The sequence below is a fragment of the Micromonospora solifontis genome (genome assembly GCF_003725545.1).
Taxonomy (GTDB): domain Bacteria; phylum Actinomycetota; class Actinomycetes; order Mycobacteriales; family Micromonosporaceae; genus Micromonospora; species Micromonospora solifontis.
The window spans coordinates 23,155-40,340 of the sequence record NZ_RJLN01000024.1 but is presented as its reverse complement, the minus strand read 5'-3'; the positions used below and the strand labels follow the sequence as shown (position 1 = coordinate 40,340).

Below are 17,186 nucleotides of genomic sequence, written 5' to 3'. Positions count from 1 at the left end.
GAGCGGCCGCTGACACAAGACCGGCCCGGATCGCGCGATGCGCGGTCCGGGCCGGGACGGTGCGGTGGAGCCGGGTCAGACCCGCGCGCGGCGGGCCAGGCGCTCCGGGTCCAGGATGATGATGCTCTTGCCGTCCAGCCGCAGCCAGCCGCGCGAGGCGAAGTCGGCGAGCGCCTTGTTGACCGTCTCCCGGGAGGCGCCCACGAGCTGTGCGATCTCCTCCTGGGTCAGGTCGTGGGTCACCCGCAGCACGCCGCCGTCGCGGGTGCCGAACCGGCCGGCCATCTGGAGCAGGTTCTTGGCGACCCGCCCCGGCACGTCGGTGAAGATCAGGTCGGCCAGCGAGTCGTTGGTCCGGCGCAGGCGGCGGGCCAGCACCCGCAGCAGCTGCTCGGCGATCTCGGGCCGGTTGTTCAGCCAGGGCCGCAGCGCCTGCTTGCGCAGCCGGACCAGGCGGGTGTCGGTCACCGCGGTGGCCGTCGCGGTACGCGGGCCGGGGTCGAAGAGCGACAGCTCGCCGACCATGTCCGACGGGCCCATCACGGCGATCAGGTTCTGCCGGCCGTCCGCCGCGCGGCGACCCACCTTGATCTTGCCGGACAGGAGGATGTAGAGACTGTCGCCGGGCTCGCCCTCGTTGAACACGACCTCGCCCTTGCGGACCTCGATCGTCTCCATCTCCTTGGCGAGCGCCTCGGCAGCCTCCGGGTCGACACCCTGGAAGATCCCGCTGCGGGCCAGTACCTCGTCCATCGCGCCCCTCCGCCTGCGCGTGCCGTCCGGTCGGCCGGGTCCGCCGTCCGCTGATCCCTCGCGCGCCGCCAGTCTAGGCGCACGTGAGCAGGAATCAGAGGTGCACCCCGGTAGATCATAGGCTGCGGGGTGTGCTGAGCGAGCCGTACCTGACCACCCGGCGCGAGAACGGGTGGAACGTCCCACTACTGGTCTGGCGTACCGGGGAGCCGCTGCTGGCGGTCAGCTCCGCCCCGTTGGGCGGCGGGATCGGCGTACGCCGGTGGGTGGTCAACGCGACCGTGCCCATGTCGTACGACCGGGACGACCCGACCGACCACCTGGCCGAGCTGGCCGACGGGCTGGGCCTGGACGGACCCGGCGTGGGCCTGCTGACCGGGGTCGACGTGACCGAGGTGGTGGCCCGCGCGGACGGCGGCGTCCGGGTCTGGGCGACCGTCGGGCTCGGCACCCCGGTCTGGGCGGCCGCGCCCGCGCCCGCCACCCCGGTCCAGCGGGTGGGCACGGTCAACATCGTCGGGTACGTCCCGGTGCGGCTCGGCGAGGCGGCCCTGGTCAACGCGGTGGCCACGGCCACCGAGGCGAAGGCGCAGGCGATCTGGGAGCTGGGGCTGCCGGCCACCGGCACCCCGACGGACGCGGTCACCGTGCTCTGCCCGGCCGACGGCGACCCGGCCCCGTACGGCGGTCCCCGGTCGACCTGGGGTGCGCCGTTGGCGCGGGCGGTGCACGCGGCCGTCCTGGCCGGCGGCGCGGGCACGGTCGTGCCGTGGTCCGACCGGCGGCCAGGCTGAGCGGTCACCCACGACCCGAACAAGTTTTCCGGCCGATCGGACGTCGTCGGCGACGTTTCCGCACGGTAGCGTCGCGGGCGATGTATGCTCCCGCCCTTTCCGTGTCCCGCCCGTGGCGCCGGCCGGCAGCCGCCCTCGCCGCCCTGCTCGCCGCCCTCCTCGCCGCCGGCTGCGCCGCGCAGGCCGAGGACGCGCCGGCCTGGCAGCCGGGCGCGGCGGCGAGCGGCGGCCCGGCCGAGGGCGAGCAGCCGGCCGAGCCGGTGGGCGAGACCGGGAAGGCGATCTCGCTGGCCGCCACCGGTGACGTGATCATGGGCAACGCCCCGTCCCGGCTTCCGGCCGACGACGGCGAGGGCTTCTTCGACGACGTCAAGGCCGCGCTCAAGGCGGACCTGGTGATGGGCAACCTGGAGGAGCCGCTCACCGAGGACACCGGCACCGGCAAGTGCGGGCCGAGCCCGAAGAACTGCTTCCAGTTCCGGGCCCCGCCGGACTACGCGGCGCACCTCAAGGACGCCGGGTTCGAGCTGCTCAACCAGGCCAACAACCACGGCTACGACTACGGCCCGAAGGGCTACGAGAACACCCAGCACGCGCTGGAGGAGCACGGGCTCAAGCACACCGGCGCGCCGGACCAGATCACCGTGGTCGAGGTCGAGGGCGTCAAGGTGGCGGTGGCCGGCTTCTCGTCGTACGTCTGGTCCAACAGCCTGGTCGACATCGAGTCGGCGAAGCGGGTGGTGGCGAAGGCGGCCACCATGGGCGACGTGGTCGTGGTGCAGGTGCACATGGGCGCCGAGGGTGCCGACAAGAGCCGGGTGAAGCCGGGCACCGAGCTGTTCTTCGGCGAGAACCGGGGTGACCCGATCAAGTTCTCCCACGCCGTGGTGGACGCCGGCGCCGACCTGGTCGTCGGGCACGGTCCGCACGTGCTGCGCGGCATGGAGTTCTACAAGGGCCGGCTGATCGCGTACAGCCTGGGCAACTTCGCCGGCGGCGGGCGGTCGCTGAACCCCTCCGGTCGGCTCGGCTGGGGCGGGGTGCTCAAGGTCTCGCTCAAGGCGGACGGCAGTTTCGCCGGCGGCACCTTCACCTCCACCGCGATGAACTCCGTCGGCCGCCCGTCGATCGACCGGCAGCACCGCGGCCTGGGCCTGGTCCGCGACGTGACCCGCAGCGACTTCCCGAAGTCCGGGGCCCGGCTCGACGAGGCCGGCCGGATCAGCCCGCCGTCCGACGCCGGCGCCTGACCCGGCCTCCGCCGGGCGTGGACGCGCCGGGACGTCGGCCGTGCGACGTAGGCTGGCCGGCGTGACCACGCGTACCCCCGAGACCGACCTCGGTCGCACCCGCCGGGCCCGGCGGATCGGCCGGGCGCTGACCGAGACGCACCCCGACGCGCACTGTGAACTCGACCACTCCAACGCGCTGGAGCTGGCGGTCGCCACCATCCTCTCCGCGCAGTGCACCGACAAGAAGGTCAACGAGGTCACCCCGAAGCTCTTCGCCCGCTACCGCACGGCCGCCGACTACGCCGGCGCGGACCGCGCCGAGCTGGAGGAGCTGATCCGGCCGACCGGGTTCTACCGCAACAAGACCAGCTCTCTGATCAACCTGGGCCGTGAGCTGTGCGAGCGGTACGGCGGCGAGGTCCCCGGGAAGCTGGCCGACCTGGTCACCCTGCCGGGCATCGGCCGCAAGACCGCCAACGTGATCCTCGGCAACGCCTTCGGCGTCCCCGGCATCACCGTCGACACCCACTTCCAGCGGCTGGTGCAGCGGTGGCGGCTGACCGACGAGACCGACCCGGTCAAGATCGAGCACGCCATCGGCGCGCTGTACCCGAAGCGCGACTGGACGATGCTGTCGCACCGGATCATCTTCCACGGGCGGCGGGTCTGCCACGCCCGCAAACCGGCCTGCGGCGCCTGCACGCTGGTCAAGCTCTGCCCGTCGTACGGCACCGGGCCGACCGACCCGGTGGCGGCGGTCAAGCTGCTCAAGGGCCCGCGCGCCCGGGACCTCGCCGCCGCCGTCGGCATCGACCCCGACCTGGTCCCGCAGCAGGCGGCAGCGGCGGACGTGCCGTGAACCGTCGACTCGCGTACCTGCTCGTCCCGGTGCTGCTGGCGCTGGCCGGCTGCACCGGCACCGGTGGGGAGGCGGCCGGCCCGGCCCCGGCCACCCGTGCCGAGCGGCCCTCGCCGTTCGCCGACTGCGCCACGCTGACCGCCGCACCGGCCTCGGCCGCCGCCACGCCGGCCGGTAAGCCGGGCGACCCGCTGCCCGAGCTGACCCTCTCCTGCTTCACCGGCGGGACGCCGGTGGCGCTGCGCGATGTCAAGGGCCCGGCGGTGATCAACGTGTGGGCGTCCTGGTGCCCGCCCTGCCGCAAGGAGCTGCCCGCCTTCCAGCGGCTCAGCGAGCGGGCCGCCGGGCGGTTCCAGGTCATCGGGGTGAACAGCCGGGACAGCCGCGGCGGCGCGCAGTCGATCGGCGAGGACTTCGGCGTCCGCTTCCCGATGCTGGTCGACCAGGGCGACGCCTTCGAGCGGGCGCTGGAGCGGAACGCGTTCCCGCTGACCGTCTTCGTGGGCGCCGACGGCCGGATCCGGCACACCGACTCGACCGGCGCGCTGGACGACGCCCGGCTGACCGAATTGGTCCGCCAGCATCTCGGCGTGGAGGTCGCCACATGACCAGGCAGCCGCCGGGCTGGCTGGACCCGCTGCTCGGCCGGCTCGGCACCGCCCGGGCCGAGGACTTCACCCGGCTCACCACCCCGGAGAGCGGGGGCCGGGAGAGCGCCGTGCTGGTGCTGCTCGGCGAGGAGCCGGCCGCCGGTCCGGATGTGCTGGTCCTCCAGCGCGCCGCCACCCTGCGCAACCACGCCGGGCAGCCGGCCTTCCCCGGCGGCGCGGCCGACCCGGAGGACGCCGACGCCAGCGCCACCGCGCTGCGCGAGGCGAACGAGGAGGTCGGTCTCGACCCGGGCAGCGTCACCGTGCTGGCCGAGCTGCCGAAGCTCTGGATCCCGGTGAGCGACTTCGTGGTCACCCCGGTGCTCGGCTGGTGGCACGCGCCGCACCCGGTGCACCCCCGGGAGCCGGCCGAGGTGGCGCACGTGGCCCGGCTGCCCGTGGCCGAACTGGTCGACCCGGAGAACCGGATGCGGGTCCGCCACCCGAGCGGCTGGATCGGCCCGGCCTTCTCGGTCCGCGGCATGCTGGTCTGGGGATTCACCGCCGGGGTGCTGAACACGCTGCTGGAGATGGGCGGCTGGGCCCGCCCGTGGCCCCGTTCCCGGGTGGTGGAGCTGCCCCCGACCGGCGCCACCCCGGCGCCCTCGGCCGGCACCGACGCGGTCGACGAGACCCCGGTCCGCTGAGCCGGGGCAGCTCACCGGCGCGTACCTGAGCGTCACGTTCAGCGAGCGCTCAGGGTCTTCCGGGCGCGGTGCCCGTACCCTGGACGCGTGTCCGCCGTGGATCTCGTCCTGCTCCTGCTCATGCTCGTGTTCGCGATCAGCGGATACCGTCAGGGCTTCGTCATCGGGGCGCTGTCGTTCTCCGGGTTCTTCCTGGGCGCGCTCCTCGGCCTCCAGGTCGGCCCGCTGATCGCCCGGCAGTTCGCCGACAGCGGCACCCGGGTGCTGATCTCGCTCGTCGCGGTCTTCGGCCTCGCCGTGCTCGGCCAGGCGCTGGCCGGCTGGCTGGGCTCGCACCTGCGCCAGACGATCACCAACGAGCTGGCCAAACGACTCGACGACGTCGGCGGCGCACTCGTCTCGGTCTTCGCGGTGATGCTGGTGGCGTGGCTGGTGGCGGTGCCGCTGGGCTCCTCGTCGCTGCCCTGGCTGGCCTCCTCGGTCCGCAACAGCGCCCTGCTCACCGTGGTCGACCGGGTCCTGCCGGACAAGGCGCAGGAGCTCTCCACGGCGCTGCGGGACACGGTCGACACCAACGGCTTCCCGGACGTCTTCGGCGATCTCGCCCCGACCCGGGCCCGCCAGGTGTCCCCGCCCGACCCGGCGCTGGCCGGCTCCCAGGTGGTGCAGACCAGCCAGCGGTCGGTGGTCAAGGTGCTGGGCTCCGCGCCGAGCTGCGCCCGCCGGATCGAGGGCTCCGGCTTCGTCTACGCGGACGACCGGGTTATGACCAACGCGCACGTGGTGGCCGGCACCCGCTCGGTGGCGGTCGAGCTGCGCGGCGAGCGGTACGACGGCGAGGTGGTCGTCTACGACCCGGAGCGGGACCTGGCCGTGCTGCACGTGCCGGGGCTGCCCGGCCCGTCCCTGCGCTTCGCCGCCGGCCAGGCCGGCAGCGGGGCGGACGCCATCGTGCTGGGCTTCCCCCTCGACGGCCCGTACGACGCGCGTCCGGCCCGGATCCGGGACGTCGACCGGATCACCGGCCCGGACATCTACTCGTCCGGCGACGTGACCCGGGAGATCTACACGATCCGGGCGCTGGTCCGCAGCGGCAACTCGGGCGGCCCGCTGGTCTCCTCGAACGGGCTGGTGCTCGGCGTGATCTTCGCGGCGGCGGCGGACGACCCGAACACCGGCTTCGCGGTGACCTCCGCCGAGGCCCGGCCGGTGGCGCTGGCCGGCGCGGAGCGTACCCGGGGGGTCGGCACCGGCGACTGCACCTGAGCCCGGCGGCGGCGGCCGACCGGAACGGCGGTCGTCCCCCGCCGGCGGGGCGGCGTCAGCCGGCGGACGCGGCGGCCGGGGCCACGTCGTCGCCGGAGCGGCCGACCGGCAGCTTGGCCCGGTCCCAGGTGCGGGTCCGGTCGAGCACCGCACGGGCCATGATCGCGACGCAGGTGCCGCCGTTGAGGAAGGACGCCACCACGTCGCTGGGGTGGTGCATGCCCCGGTACATCCGGGTGAGCGCCACCCCGACCGGCACCACGACCAGCAGGCTCCACCAGGCGATCCTGGCGGGTGTGCTCCGCGCCCGCAGCGCCAGCAGCACGGCGATGCCGACGTAGAGCGCGGTCGCCGCCGAGGTGTGCCCGGACGGGAAGCTGGACGTCGGCGGGGAGCTGTCCATGTGTTCCACGGCCGGGCGCTGCCGGTCGATGACCATGGTGGTGAAGAGGAAGATCAGCGCCTGCGCGCTCACCGCCGCACAGAGGAAGAGCGGCTCCCGCCAGCGGTGCAGCACCAGCCGCAGCACCAGGGCGACCAGCACGGTCACCACCACGATCAGCTGGGTGCTGGCCAGCGTGCTGAACACCAGCGACACGTCGTTCCACCCCGGCGTCCGGTCGGCGGCGAGTTCCCGGTTCACCGTGTCCTCGACGGTGAACGGCCAGGACTTCGCGAGCACCCGGGTGACCAGGAGGCCCAGCGCGACCATGACGGAGAAGAGCAGGGCCATCGGCAGCAGGATCCGCCTGGCGACCTGGACCACGACATCGGACATGGGCCGCCCTTTACCCCGGTCGGGCTCGAACTACGCGTGCGGTCCGTTCGGGCCCGGCTCGGCCAACTCCGGCTCCACCCCTTCCCGGGTGGTCCGGACCGGCCGGCCGATCCGGGTCCGCCAGGTGGTGAAGGCGGCGGCCGTGGCGGCGACCACCGCCGCGCCGAGCAACCAGCCGCCGACCACGTCGCTGGTCCAGTGCACGCCCAGCGCGATCCGGCTGAGCCCGGTCACCACGGCGAGCAGCACCGCCGCCGTCCACAACCCCCACCGCAGCCCGCGCCGGTCCCGGGCGTACGGCAGGAAGACCAGCAGCAGCACGCCGGCGGCCAGGGCGGCGTTCAGCGCGTGCCCGGACGGGAAGGAGTATCCGGCCGCCTGGGCCACCGGGTCGAGCAGGTCCGGGCGGTGCCGCCCGACCAGCAGCTTGAGCAGCCCGCCGAGCAGCCCGCCCACGGTCATCGTGGTGGCCACCCAGAGCGCCACCCGCGGGGCCCGGCGGAGGAACAGCCAGCCCACCACCACGGCGGCGGCCACCCGCAGCGGGCCGGGGGCGAAGACGTCGGTCCACAGGCTCATCACCCGTACCCAGGCGGGGTGGTCCAGCGCGTACCCGTGGAGCGCGTCGGTGATCGCGGCGTCGAGCCGGAACAGCGGCGGCCACGCCCCCAGCACCAGGAGCGCCAGCAGGGCGAACGGCACCAGCACCAGGAACGCCGCGACGGCGGCCAGGGTCAGGCGCAGCCCCAGCGAACGGTCCGGATCCAGCCGCGCGGCCCGCCAGGACGGCCGCCGCTCGAAGCCCACGCTGTTCATACGTCGTCCACTACCCAGCGGAGGGGCCGGTCAGACCGGTCGGGTCACCGACGGGCCTGGCGGAACCGGCGGATCACCAGCGCCGCACCGGTGACCAGGGCGACGAAGAGGGCCAGGCCGGTCCAGAGCCGCTCCGGCGCCGGGTCGGTCGGCTCGCCGGCCGCCCGGGCCGACCACTTCGCCGGCTGCCGGGGCGCGGCGTAGAACGGGTCGCCGCCCTGCCCGGCGGCGGCCGAGGCCGCCCGGTCGGCGCCCGGGGCCGGGCCGAAGCCGACCACGCCGGGGGAGTCGTTGTCGTCGAGCGGGTTGGCCCCCACCGACGGCACGTCGGTGGTGAGGGCGGCCACCGGGTCCACCAGCCCGTAGCCGAACCGGTCGTCCCGGCCGGTGGGGCCGAGGTCCTTGGCGGTGCTGATCAACCGGTTGACGACGTCACCGGCGGCCATCTTCGGATACCGGGACCGGATCAGCGCGGCCGTCGCCGCGACCAGCGGTGCGGCGAAGCTCGTCCCCTGCACCCGCCAGTACCCGTCGGGGCGGGCGCCGTAGAGCGCGGTCGCCGGGGCGGTGAGAGTCGTCTCGTGCCCGGTGATCGAGCCGGACCAGAGGTCCTTGCCGTTGCGCTCCAGCCCGGCGACGGCGATCACGCCGGGCTCGCGGGCCGGGTACCAGACCTTGCGGCTGGTCGAGGTGGCCAGGTTGCCGGTGCAGGCGACCACCACCACGTCCCGGGCGAAGGCGTAGTCGAGGGCGGCCGCCAGGGCGGGGCTGTCCCCGCTGCCGCCGAGGGACAGGTTGATCACGCGTGCGCCGTTGTCGACCGCCCAGCGCACCCCCTTGGCGACGATCAACGCGTCGTCGTACCGGTTCTCGTCGTCGAGCACCCGGACCGGGAGGATCTTGGCGTCCGGCGCGAGGCCGACCGCCCCACGGTCGTCGTCGTTGCGCCCGGCGATCAGGCCAGCGACGGTGGTGCCATGCCCCACCGGGTCCGGGCGGTCGGAGCCGCCGGGGGTGACCAGATCGATGCCGGGGAGCACCTGCCCGGCCAGGTCCGGATGGGAACCGTCCACCCCGGAGTCGACCACCGCGACCACCACGCCGCGCCCGGTCGACGACCGCCAGGCGGCCCGCGCGTTCAACTGGTCGAGCTGCCACTGCTCCGCCCGGACCTGGTCGACCCGGGCCGGGGACTCGACCGGTGCCACCCAGGCCGGCTCCCGGACCACGGTGGCGGCGTGCGCGGCGGGCGCCACCGGACCGGCCACGGTGGCCAGGGTGGCCGCCGCACCGACCAGCGCCCGCCCGACGAAACGTCGGACCGCCGTCGGAGCCCCCTGCCGATCCCTGGTCACATTTCCCAGCCATTCATCGCGACAAGACCATGCTGCTCGGAGATTACCGGTTCCGGCCCGCCGCCCGGTGCAACTCGGTGACACCACTCACCCCGGCGGCAGGTAGGCCAGTTGCACCAGCCGGACACCCTCGCGCCGGGTGACCAGGCGGCCCCGGCCCGGCGGCAGCGGTCCGGCCCGCACCTGCCCGACGAGCGCGCCCTCCTCCGGTCCGCCGGACATCACCAGGCCCGGCGTGGCGAGTTCCCGTAGCCGCTGGATGATCGGCTCGAACGAGGTCCGGCCCGAGCCGGCGGCGCGGCGGGCCAGCACCAGGTGCAGCCCGACGTCCCGGGCGTGCGGCAGGTGCTCCTCCAGCGCGCGCAGCGGGTTGGTCGGCCCGCCGGCCACCAGGTCGTAGTCGTCCACCAGCACGAACAGTTCCGGCCCGGTCCACCACGACCGGCTGCGCAGCTCCGCCGGAGTGACCTCCGGCCCGGGCAGCCGCCCCTGCAGGTAGCCGGCCGCCGACTCCAGTAGTTCCGCGGTGTGCGGCGCGGCCGTGCCGTACCCGATCAGGTGCGGCGTCTCGATGGTGCCCATCAGGCTGCGCCGGTAGTCCACCAGCATCACCCGGGCCTGCTCCGGAGTGAACCGCTCGACGATCGAGGTGGCCAGCGCCCGCAGGAACGACGACTTGCCGCACTCGGCGTCGCCGAAGACCACGAAGTTGGGTTCGACCGCGAAGTCCAGCACCACCGGACGCAGGTCCGCCTCGGCCACCCCGATCGCGAAGGCCAGCCCGCCGGTCGCGCTCCGGTCCAGCTCGGCGTACGCCAGCACGGGCGGGAGCAGCCGTACCGGGGGCGCGGTCGGTCCGGTCCAGGCCCCGGCGACCGCCTTCACCAGGTCGGTCGTCTCGCCGCCGAGGGTGGCGACGGTGGGCGTGGCGGCGAGGAAGTGCAGCCCGCCGGCGGTGATGCCACGCCCCGGCCGCCCCTCCGGCACGGCCGCCGCGAACTGCCGCTTGCTCACCACGGTGTCCGACGGGTCACCGAGGCGCAGCTCCACCCGGGAGCCGAAGAGGTCGCGGATCGCCGGGCGGAAGTCCGACCAGCGCAGCGCGCTGGCCACCACGTGCACGCCGTAGGCCAGCCCCCGGGTGGCCAGCTCGGTGACCAGGGGCTCCAGGTCGTCGTAGTCGCCGCGCAGGATGTTCCAGCCGTCGACCACCAGGAACACGTCGCCGAACGGGTCGGTGCCCGGCTGCCCGCCGGCCAGCGCGGCGGCCCGCCGCCGGCGCCAGGCGGCCACCGACTCCACCCCCGCCTCGGCGAACCGCCGCTCCCGCTCGGCGAGCAGGCCGACGATCTCCCCGACGGTCCGGCGGACGGCGGCGTCGTCGGTGCGCCCGGCCACCCCGCCGACGTGCGGCAGGTCGCGCAACGGGGCGAGCTGCCCACCGCCGAAGTCGAGGCAGTAGACCTGTGCCTCGGCCGGGGTGTGGGTGAGCGCCAGCGCGCAGACGATCGTGCGCAGCAGGCTGGACCGCCCGCTGCGGGTGGTCCCCACCACTGCCACGTGCCCGGCCGCCCCGTCCAGGGAGAGCCAGAACAGGTCCCGGCGTTGCTCCAGCGGCTTGTCCACCATCGCCACCGGCACCTGGAGGGCACCGTGCAGCTCCGGGTTCGCCACGGTCAGGCCGCGTCCCGGGTCGACGCCCACCGGACCGAGCAGTTCGTCGAGGGCGGGGGAGGCGTCCAGCGGCGGCAGCCAGACCTGGTGCGCCGGCGGGCCCTGCCCCGCCAGCCGCGACACGACCAGCTCGAGCAGGCTCTCGGCGCCGGCCTCCTCGGCCGGGAGCGCGGCCGGGGCGGCCGGCTCGGGCACCGGCAGCAGGTGGGTGGAGAAGGTGAGCAGCCGCGGGACGCCGCCGCCGGCCGCACCCGCCGTCGCGCCGTGGCGGCGGACCGGACCGGAGACGTACGCGGCCTTGAACCGGACCAGCGGGTCGGTGCCCGAGCGCAGGTAGCCGTGCCCGGGGGTGCGGGGCAGCTCGTGCGCGTCGGGCACCCCGAGCACCGTCCGGGACTCCAGCGCCGAGAAGGTGCGCAACCCGATCCGGTACGACAGGTGGGTATCGAGCCCCCGTAGCCGCCCCTCTTCCAACCGCTGGCTCGCCAGCAGCAGATGGACCCCGAGCGACCGGCCCAACCGGCCGATCTGGACGAACAGGTCGATGAAGTCCGGCTTGGCGGACAGCAGCTCGGAGAACTCGTCGCAGACCAGCAGCAGCGACGGCAGCGGGGCGAGCGGGGTGCCGGCGGCCCGGGCCCGCTCGTAGTCGCGCAGGCTGGCGAAGTTGCCGGCCCGGCGGAGCAGCTCCTGCCGGCGGGTCAGCTCGCCGTTGATCGCGTCGACCATCCGGTCGACCAGGGGCAGCGCGTCGGCCAGGTTGGTGATCACCGCCGCGGTGTGCGGCAGCCGCTCGAACGACGCGAAGGTGGCGCCGCCCTTGAAATCGACCAGCACGAAGTTGAGCTGCTCCGAGCTGTGCGTGGCGGCCAGCCCGAGCACCAGGGTGCGGAGCAGTTCCGACTTGCCGGAGCCGGTGGCCCCGATGAGCAGGCCGTGCGGGCCCATGCCGTCCTGCGCCGACTCCTTCAGGTCCAGCTCGATCGCGCCGCCGTCGGCACCCACCCCGATCGGCACCCGCAGCAGGTCCCGGGCCGCCCGGGGCGCCCAGCCCTGCTCGGCGGTGAAGCTCTCCGGATCGCCGATGCCGAGGAGCTCGGGCAGGCCCGGCTCGGCGCCGGGCGGGGCGTCCGGTCCGCGTACCGGGCCGGCGAGCCGGAGCGGCGCGAGCCGGCGGGCGACCGCCTCGGCGTCGGCGGGTTCCAGCGTGTCGGCGGTGCCGACCTCGGCGTGCCCCTCGGCGGAGTGCGAGTGGAGGCGGCCGTCGGCCAGGTCGAGCAGGAGGGCGTACCGGTCGAGCAGGCGGGGCGGCGGGGTGTCCAGGTCGAGCACGGTGACCGCGTCGATGCCACCGTCCCCGGCCAGGTCGGTCGCCCCGGTCAGGTCGCCGCCGTCGAGCAGCACCAGCACGTGCGGCCCGTCGGTGGCCGGGCCGGCCGGGCTGAACCGGGACCGGCTGGCCAGCACGTCGTCGAGGAGCCGTTCCAGCTCGACGGCGGAGCTGGTGACCAGCCGGACCGGTCCGAGCGCGTCGGTGCGGCTCGGGTGGTGGGCGTGCGGGAGCCACTTCACCCACTCCCAGGCCGCCCGCCGCTCCGGGCCGGCGCAGACGGCGATCAGCAGCTCGTCGGGGGCGTGGAAGACGGCGAGCTGGGTGAGCACGGCCCGGGCCAGCCCCTGCGCGGCCGGGGAGCCGGCGGCCGGACCGCCGGCCGGACCACGGACGAAGACCCGGGCGAAGCTGCGCAGGGAGAGGGCCACCGGCAGGTCCGGCACCACGGAGTACGCGTCGAGGAAGCGCCGCAGCGCTCCCGCGGTCATCGGCTCCAGCTCCTCCAGCGGCCGGGTGACCGGTGGGATCAGCGGAGTGGCCAGGGTCTGCGGGCCGACCCCGACCCGGACCACGGCGAAGTCGGGGTCGCCCGGCCGGCGTTCCCAGACCCGGTGGCTGTCCACGGTCGACCAGAGCCGGCCCGGGTCGGGGTGCCGGTAGTAGAGCCCGGCCCGCTGCGCCCCGGCGGTCTCCCGGACCCGGCGGCGCAGCGCGGCCAGGTGGCGCAGGTACTCCCGGCGGGCGGCCATCATCTCGGACCTGCGTGGGCCGGCGCCGCCCCAGGACGTGACCAGCATCGCCACCGACGAGAGGCCGAACATCCCGCCCACCACGTACGAGTAGGTCCCGCCGCCCCGGCCGAACATCATCGCCATCGCCACCGTGCCGCCCAGCATCGGCAGCACCATCAGCGCCTGCTGCCAGCGCCCCCCGGCGAGCGCGGGGATCTCCGGCGGCGCCTCGACGGGCAGCTCACCGGCCGGGATCTCCGGCGCCGGGCGGCGCGGCGGCCGCTTGATGACGACAGTGGACATTCCGCCTCCCCGTGGCTCTCGGTAACCCGAGCCTGGCTCATGGTAGGTAAAGTCCTGTCATCCGTCAGTCACCCGTCCCGCTCGATATGGAGAAACCTCGATGACAACCGGGCTGGCGCGGGTCACCATCAGCGCTCCCCAGCGGCGGCTGGACGTGGCCCTGCCGGAACAGGTTCCGCTGGCCGAGCTGCTGCCCGAGGTGCTCCGGCACGCCGGGGAGGGGCTGGCCGACGACGGGGAACGGCACGGCGGCTGGGTGCTGCGCCGTACCGACGGCGTGGTGCTGGCCACCGCGCAGGCGCTGCTCCCCCAGGGGGTCCGCGACGGCGAGGTGCTGCACCTCGTGCCGGCCCGGGCGGAGTGGCCCGAGCTGGAGTACGACGACGTGGTCGAGGCGATCGCCGACGGGGCCCGCCGCCGGGGCGCCGCCTGGTCGCCCGCGGCCACCCGGACGGCAACCCTGGTCGGGGCGGGCGTGCCGCTGGCCGTGGGGCTCCTCGCCGTACTGGCCGCCGGCCCCGGGGCGCGGGTCGGGTGGCCCGTCGCGGCCGGGGTGGCGCTGCTGCTCGTGCTCGCCGGCACCGCCGCCTCCCGGGCGTACGGCGACGGCCCGACCGGCACCACCCTCGGCGGGTACGCCCTGCCCTGGGCCGCCGCGGCCGGTGCGCTGGCGGTCGGCACCGGCGACCCGGTCGGCCCGCTCGCCCCGCTGCGCTGGGTCGGCGCACCCGAGTTGCTCGCCGGTTCGGTGGCGCTGCTGCTGGTCTCGGTGCTCGGGCTGCTCGGTGTGGCGAGCCGCGGCCGGGTCTTCGTGGCCGGCGCGACCGCCGGCCTCACGGGCGCGACGGCCGCCCTCGGCGGGCTTCTCCTCGACCCGGCCGGCACCGCGGCGGTGCTGCTCTGCGTGCTGGTCTTCGCGCTCGGTGGGCTGCCGCTGCTGGCCATCCGGCTGGGCAAGGTGCCGCTGCCGCCGATCACCCTGCCCGCCGCCACCCCCACCGGTGCGCCCGCCGGGCGCGACCTGCCGGACAAGGGTCGGGTGCACGCGGCGGTGGCCCGGACCGAGGAGGTGCTGAGCGGGCTGCTGCTCGGGCATGCCGTGCTGGCGGTGGCCGCCACGGCGGTGCTGGCCGGCACCGGCGGGCCGGCCGGTCGGCTGCTGGCGGCGGTCGGCTGCGCCGTGCTGCTGCTGCGCTCCCGGCTCTTCGTGGCGGTCCGCCACCGGGTGCCCCCGGTGGCCGCCGGCCTGACCGGGTACGCCCTGCTCGGCGCGGTCCTCGCCGGGGCCGTCGGCCCGACCGGCGGGCTCGTGCTGGCCGCCGGCGGGCTGCTGCTGGCCCTGACCGCCGTGGCGGCCGGCGTCACCTACGCCCGGCGACCGGTCTCCCCGTACCTCGGCCGGCTGGCCGACCTGGCCGACACCGCGCTGGTGGTCTCGGTGGTCCCGGTGGCCTGCGCGGTGCTGGACCTCTACGACCGGGCCCGCGGGTTGCTCGGCTGAGCATGCGCGCGGGCCCGGGTCGCTCGGCCGAGCGACCCGGGCCCGTCGGCGCATCAGGTCAGTGCAGCGTCTCGCCGCGCTCCTCGGCCTCCTTGGCCCGCCGGAACGAGGCGACGATCTCGGCCTCGGCCTCGGTGCGGCCCACCCAGGTCGCGCCCTCGACCGACTTCCCCGGCTCGAGGTCCTTGTACACCTCGAAGAAGTGCTGGATCTCCAGCCGGTCGAACTCGCCCAGGTGGTGGATGTCCCGCAGGTGCTCCTGGCGCGGGTCCTCGTAGGGGACGCAGAGGACCTTGTCGTCGCCGCCCTTCTCGTCGGTCATCCGGAACATGCCGATGGTGCGGCAGCGGATCAGGCAGCCGGGGAAGGTGGGCTCGGGGACCAGCACCAGGGCGTCCAGCGGGTCGCCGTCCTCGCCCAGGGTGCCCTCGATGAAGCCGTAGTCCGCCGGGTACTGCGTGGAGGTGAAGAGGGTGCGGTCCAGCCGGATCCGGCCGGTCGCGTGGTCCACCTCGTACTTGTTGCGGTGACCCTTCGGGATCTCAACCGTGACGTCGAAATCCATCTTCCACGCTCCCTCGTTTGCCCACGCTGGCTAACGGAAACCAGTGGCGCCGCCCCCCGCGCGGGTGAACGACCCCCGCCGGCTCCGGCCGCCGCATAGTGTTCGGACCGAAGTAGTGTCACCCAGGGCGCTCTGGAGCGGGGGAGGAGGGGGTCGTGGGGAGGGAAGATTCACACTACCGCCCCGAGGGGGTTGACGGGCGGAAGTCCGGAGGTCCCACCGCCGGCGGTGCCGCCGGCCGGGTCCGGGTGCCCGGAACGAACCCGGGCAGCGACCACGTCGGCCGCGCCCAGCCGCCGGGATACGGCACCGACCCGGCGGGGCGGGCCGACCCGTACGCCGCCGTCCCGCCCGCCCCGGTGAGCTGGCCGGGGGCCGACACATCCGCCGGAATCCCGGTGAGCCCGCCGGTCCCACCGGCCGGTGCCGCCCCACCCCCGCCGCCGTACCCCCGCCGCAGCCGCGGTCGGCTGCTCGGGGTGCTGGCCGCCGTGCTGGTGATCGTGGTGGCCGGTGCCGGGCTGGCCGTGCTCCGCCCCGGACCGCTGGCCGGCTGGCTCGGCGGGAGCGCCGCGCCGACCGCCGGCGGCCGGACCGCCGAGCCCGCCCCGGCGGAGGTGCTCGCCGGCGCGGACCCCAACGCCGCGACGCCGACCCCCGACGGGGTCCGGGCCGCGCTCGAACCCCTGATCGGCGCCGCCGCGCTCGGCGAGCGGGTGAACGTCTCGGTGGCCGACGTGGCCACCGGCACGGCGCTCTACGGCCGTGGGCAGGACACCCCGACCGTTCCCGCCTCGGTGACCAAGCTGGCCACCGGGGTGGCCGTGCTGGCCGCCCGGGGGCCGGCGTACCGGATCCCCACCCGGGCGGTGGCCGGCCCGAACCCGGGCGAGGTGGTGCTGGTCGGCGGCGGTGACCCGACCCTCGCCGTGGACAAGAACGGCTTCTACCCGGGCGCGGCCCGGCTGGACGACCTCGCCGGGCAGGTGCGCACGGCGCTCGGCGGCCAGGCGCCGACCAAGGTCATCGTCGACTCGTCCCTGTTCAGCGGGCAGGTGTACGGCCCGGGCTGGGACGACGACATCCCCACCGGCGGCTTCGGTGCGGCGATCACCGCGCTGACCACCGACGGCGCCCGCCGCGACCCGGAGGCGGCCCGGAAGACGTTCGACGACGCCCACGGCGCCGCCGAGCGGGTGCCCCAGCCGGACCTGACCGCCGGCCGGCAGTTCGCGAAGCTGCTCGGGCTTTCCGGCGACGCCGCCGGGGTGAAGCGGGGCAGCGCGCCCACGGCCTCCGGCGGGGCGGCGCCGGCGCCCGGCGCCGAGCTGGGCCGGGTCGAGTCGCTGCCGATGGTCCGGCTGGTCGACATCATGATCAGCGACAGTGACAACGTGATCGCCGAGTACCTGGCCCGGCAGGTGGCGCTCGCCAAGGGCAAGCCCGCCTCCTTCGCGGGCGGCGCGGCCGCCACCGACGAGGTGCTCGGCGAGCTGGGCCTGCCGGCCGGCGAGATCGACCTGGCCGACGGCAGCGGGTTGTCCCGGACCAACCGGATCAGCCCGTCCCTGCTCACCGACCTGATCACCCTCGCCGGCAACGGCAGCCACCCGGAGCTGGCGGCGATCTTCGGCGGCCTGCCGGTCGGCGGCTGGTCCGGCACCCTCGGCGACCGCTACCAGGAGTCGGCCACCCGGGCCGGGGCCGGCGTGGTGCGGGCCAAGACCGGGACGCTGACCGGGGTCAACGCCATCGCCGGCCTGGTCACCACGGCCGACGGCCGGCTGCTCACCTTCGCCGTGCTGACCGACCGGGCCCCGGCGGGCACCCTCGACGCGACGCGCGAGGCCCTCGATCGGATCAGCTCCGCGCTGGCCGGCTGCGGCTGCCGCTGAGGCTGCGACAGCCGTCGATCCCCGGTTCGGGTGT

General features: G+C 75.4%; 14 protein-coding genes. 8 read left to right on the top strand and 6 right to left on the bottom strand.

Annotated elements, in window-relative coordinates; all coding sequences use genetic code 11:
* Positions 1 to 75: 75 nt before the first annotated feature.
* Positions 76 to 753, bottom strand: coding sequence for a Crp/Fnr family transcriptional regulator (locus EFE23_RS11205; RefSeq protein ID WP_007073398.1), 678 nt, complete (start codon positions 751 to 753; stop codon positions 76 to 78).
* Positions 754 to 884: 131 nt separating this feature from the next.
* On the opposite strand from EFE23_RS11205, the gene EFE23_RS11200 reads away from it, so the two are divergent.
* The 6 genes from EFE23_RS11200 (at position 885) to EFE23_RS11175 (ending at position 6,201) form a co-directional block, all read left to right on the top strand.
* Positions 885 to 1,547 (top strand): adenosylcobinamide amidohydrolase, encoded by a 663-nt coding sequence (locus EFE23_RS11200; RefSeq protein WP_123240835.1) that lies wholly within the window; start codon positions 885 to 887, stop codon positions 1,545 to 1,547.
* A gap of 80 nt (positions 1,548 to 1,627) precedes the next feature.
* On the top strand, positions 1,628 to 2,797 hold the full coding sequence (locus tag EFE23_RS11195; protein ID WP_123240834.1) for a CapA family protein: 1,170 nt from the start codon (positions 1,628 to 1,630) through the stop codon (positions 2,795 to 2,797).
* Positions 2,798 to 2,858: 61 nt separating this feature from the next.
* Positions 2,859 to 3,638, top strand: a complete 780-nt coding sequence (gene nth, locus EFE23_RS11190) for an endonuclease III (protein WP_123240833.1) — start codon at positions 2,859 to 2,861, stop codon at positions 3,636 to 3,638.
* Positions 3,635 to 4,246 carry a TlpA family protein disulfide reductase gene (locus tag EFE23_RS11185; protein WP_123240832.1) on the top strand — a complete coding sequence of 204 codons (612 nt, stop codon included), beginning with the start codon at positions 3,635 to 3,637 and terminating at the stop codon, positions 4,244 to 4,246. Before nth ends, EFE23_RS11185 begins: the two co-directional genes overlap by 4 nt.
* Positions 4,243 to 4,935 carry an NUDIX hydrolase gene (locus tag EFE23_RS11180; protein WP_123240831.1) on the top strand — a complete coding sequence of 231 codons (693 nt, stop codon included), beginning with the start codon at positions 4,243 to 4,245 and terminating at the stop codon, positions 4,933 to 4,935. The genes EFE23_RS11185 and EFE23_RS11180 overlap by 4 nt, the downstream gene beginning before the upstream one ends.
* Positions 4,936 to 5,022: 87 nt before the next feature.
* A complete protein-coding gene (locus tag EFE23_RS11175; RefSeq protein WP_123240830.1) occupies positions 5,023 to 6,201 on the top strand; it encodes a MarP family serine protease in 1,179 nt (392 codons plus the stop codon).
* A gap of 55 nt (positions 6,202 to 6,256) precedes the next feature.
* Here EFE23_RS11175 and EFE23_RS11170 read toward each other — a convergent pair whose 3' ends face one another.
* The 4 genes from EFE23_RS11170 to eccCa all read right to left on the bottom strand — a co-directional run bounded on the left by EFE23_RS11170 (position 6,257) and on the right by eccCa (position 13,191).
* Entirely contained in the window at positions 6,257 to 6,979 is a 723-nt protein-coding gene (locus tag EFE23_RS11170) for a phosphatase PAP2 family protein (protein WP_123240829.1), read from the bottom strand.
* Positions 6,980 to 7,009: 30 nt separating this feature from the next.
* Entirely contained in the window at positions 7,010 to 7,795 is a 786-nt protein-coding gene (locus tag EFE23_RS11165; protein ID WP_123240828.1) for a phosphatase PAP2 family protein, read from the bottom strand.
* A 44-nt stretch (positions 7,796 to 7,839) separates the two neighbouring features.
* Complete coding sequence (mycP, locus tag EFE23_RS11160) at positions 7,840 to 9,150, bottom strand: type VII secretion-associated serine protease mycosin (RefSeq protein WP_123240827.1); 1,311 nt, start codon at positions 9,148 to 9,150, stop codon at positions 7,840 to 7,842.
* Between the two features lie 87 nt (positions 9,151 to 9,237).
* Entirely contained in the window at positions 9,238 to 13,191 is a 3,954-nt protein-coding gene (gene eccCa / locus EFE23_RS11155) for a type VII secretion protein EccCa (RefSeq protein ID WP_123240826.1), read from the bottom strand.
* A 100-nt stretch (positions 13,192 to 13,291) separates the two neighbouring features.
* Here eccCa and eccD point away from each other — a divergent pair, with 100 nt between their 5' ends.
* Entirely contained in the window at positions 13,292 to 14,692 is a 1,401-nt protein-coding gene (gene eccD / locus EFE23_RS11150; RefSeq protein WP_123240825.1) for a type VII secretion integral membrane protein EccD, read from the top strand.
* 58 nt (positions 14,693 to 14,750) lie between these two features.
* On the opposite strand, the gene EFE23_RS11145 is transcribed toward eccD, so the two are convergent.
* Positions 14,751 to 15,257 (bottom strand): inorganic diphosphatase, encoded by a 507-nt coding sequence (locus EFE23_RS11145; protein WP_123240824.1) that lies wholly within the window; start codon positions 15,255 to 15,257, stop codon positions 14,751 to 14,753.
* A gap of 479 nt (positions 15,258 to 15,736) precedes the next feature.
* Here EFE23_RS11145 and dacB point away from each other — a divergent pair, with 479 nt between their 5' ends.
* On the top strand, positions 15,737 to 17,152 hold the full coding sequence (gene dacB, locus EFE23_RS11140; protein WP_309226201.1) for a D-alanyl-D-alanine carboxypeptidase/D-alanyl-D-alanine endopeptidase: 1,416 nt from the start codon (positions 15,737 to 15,739) through the stop codon (positions 17,150 to 17,152).
* The last annotated feature ends 34 nt before the right edge of the window (positions 17,153 to 17,186 follow it).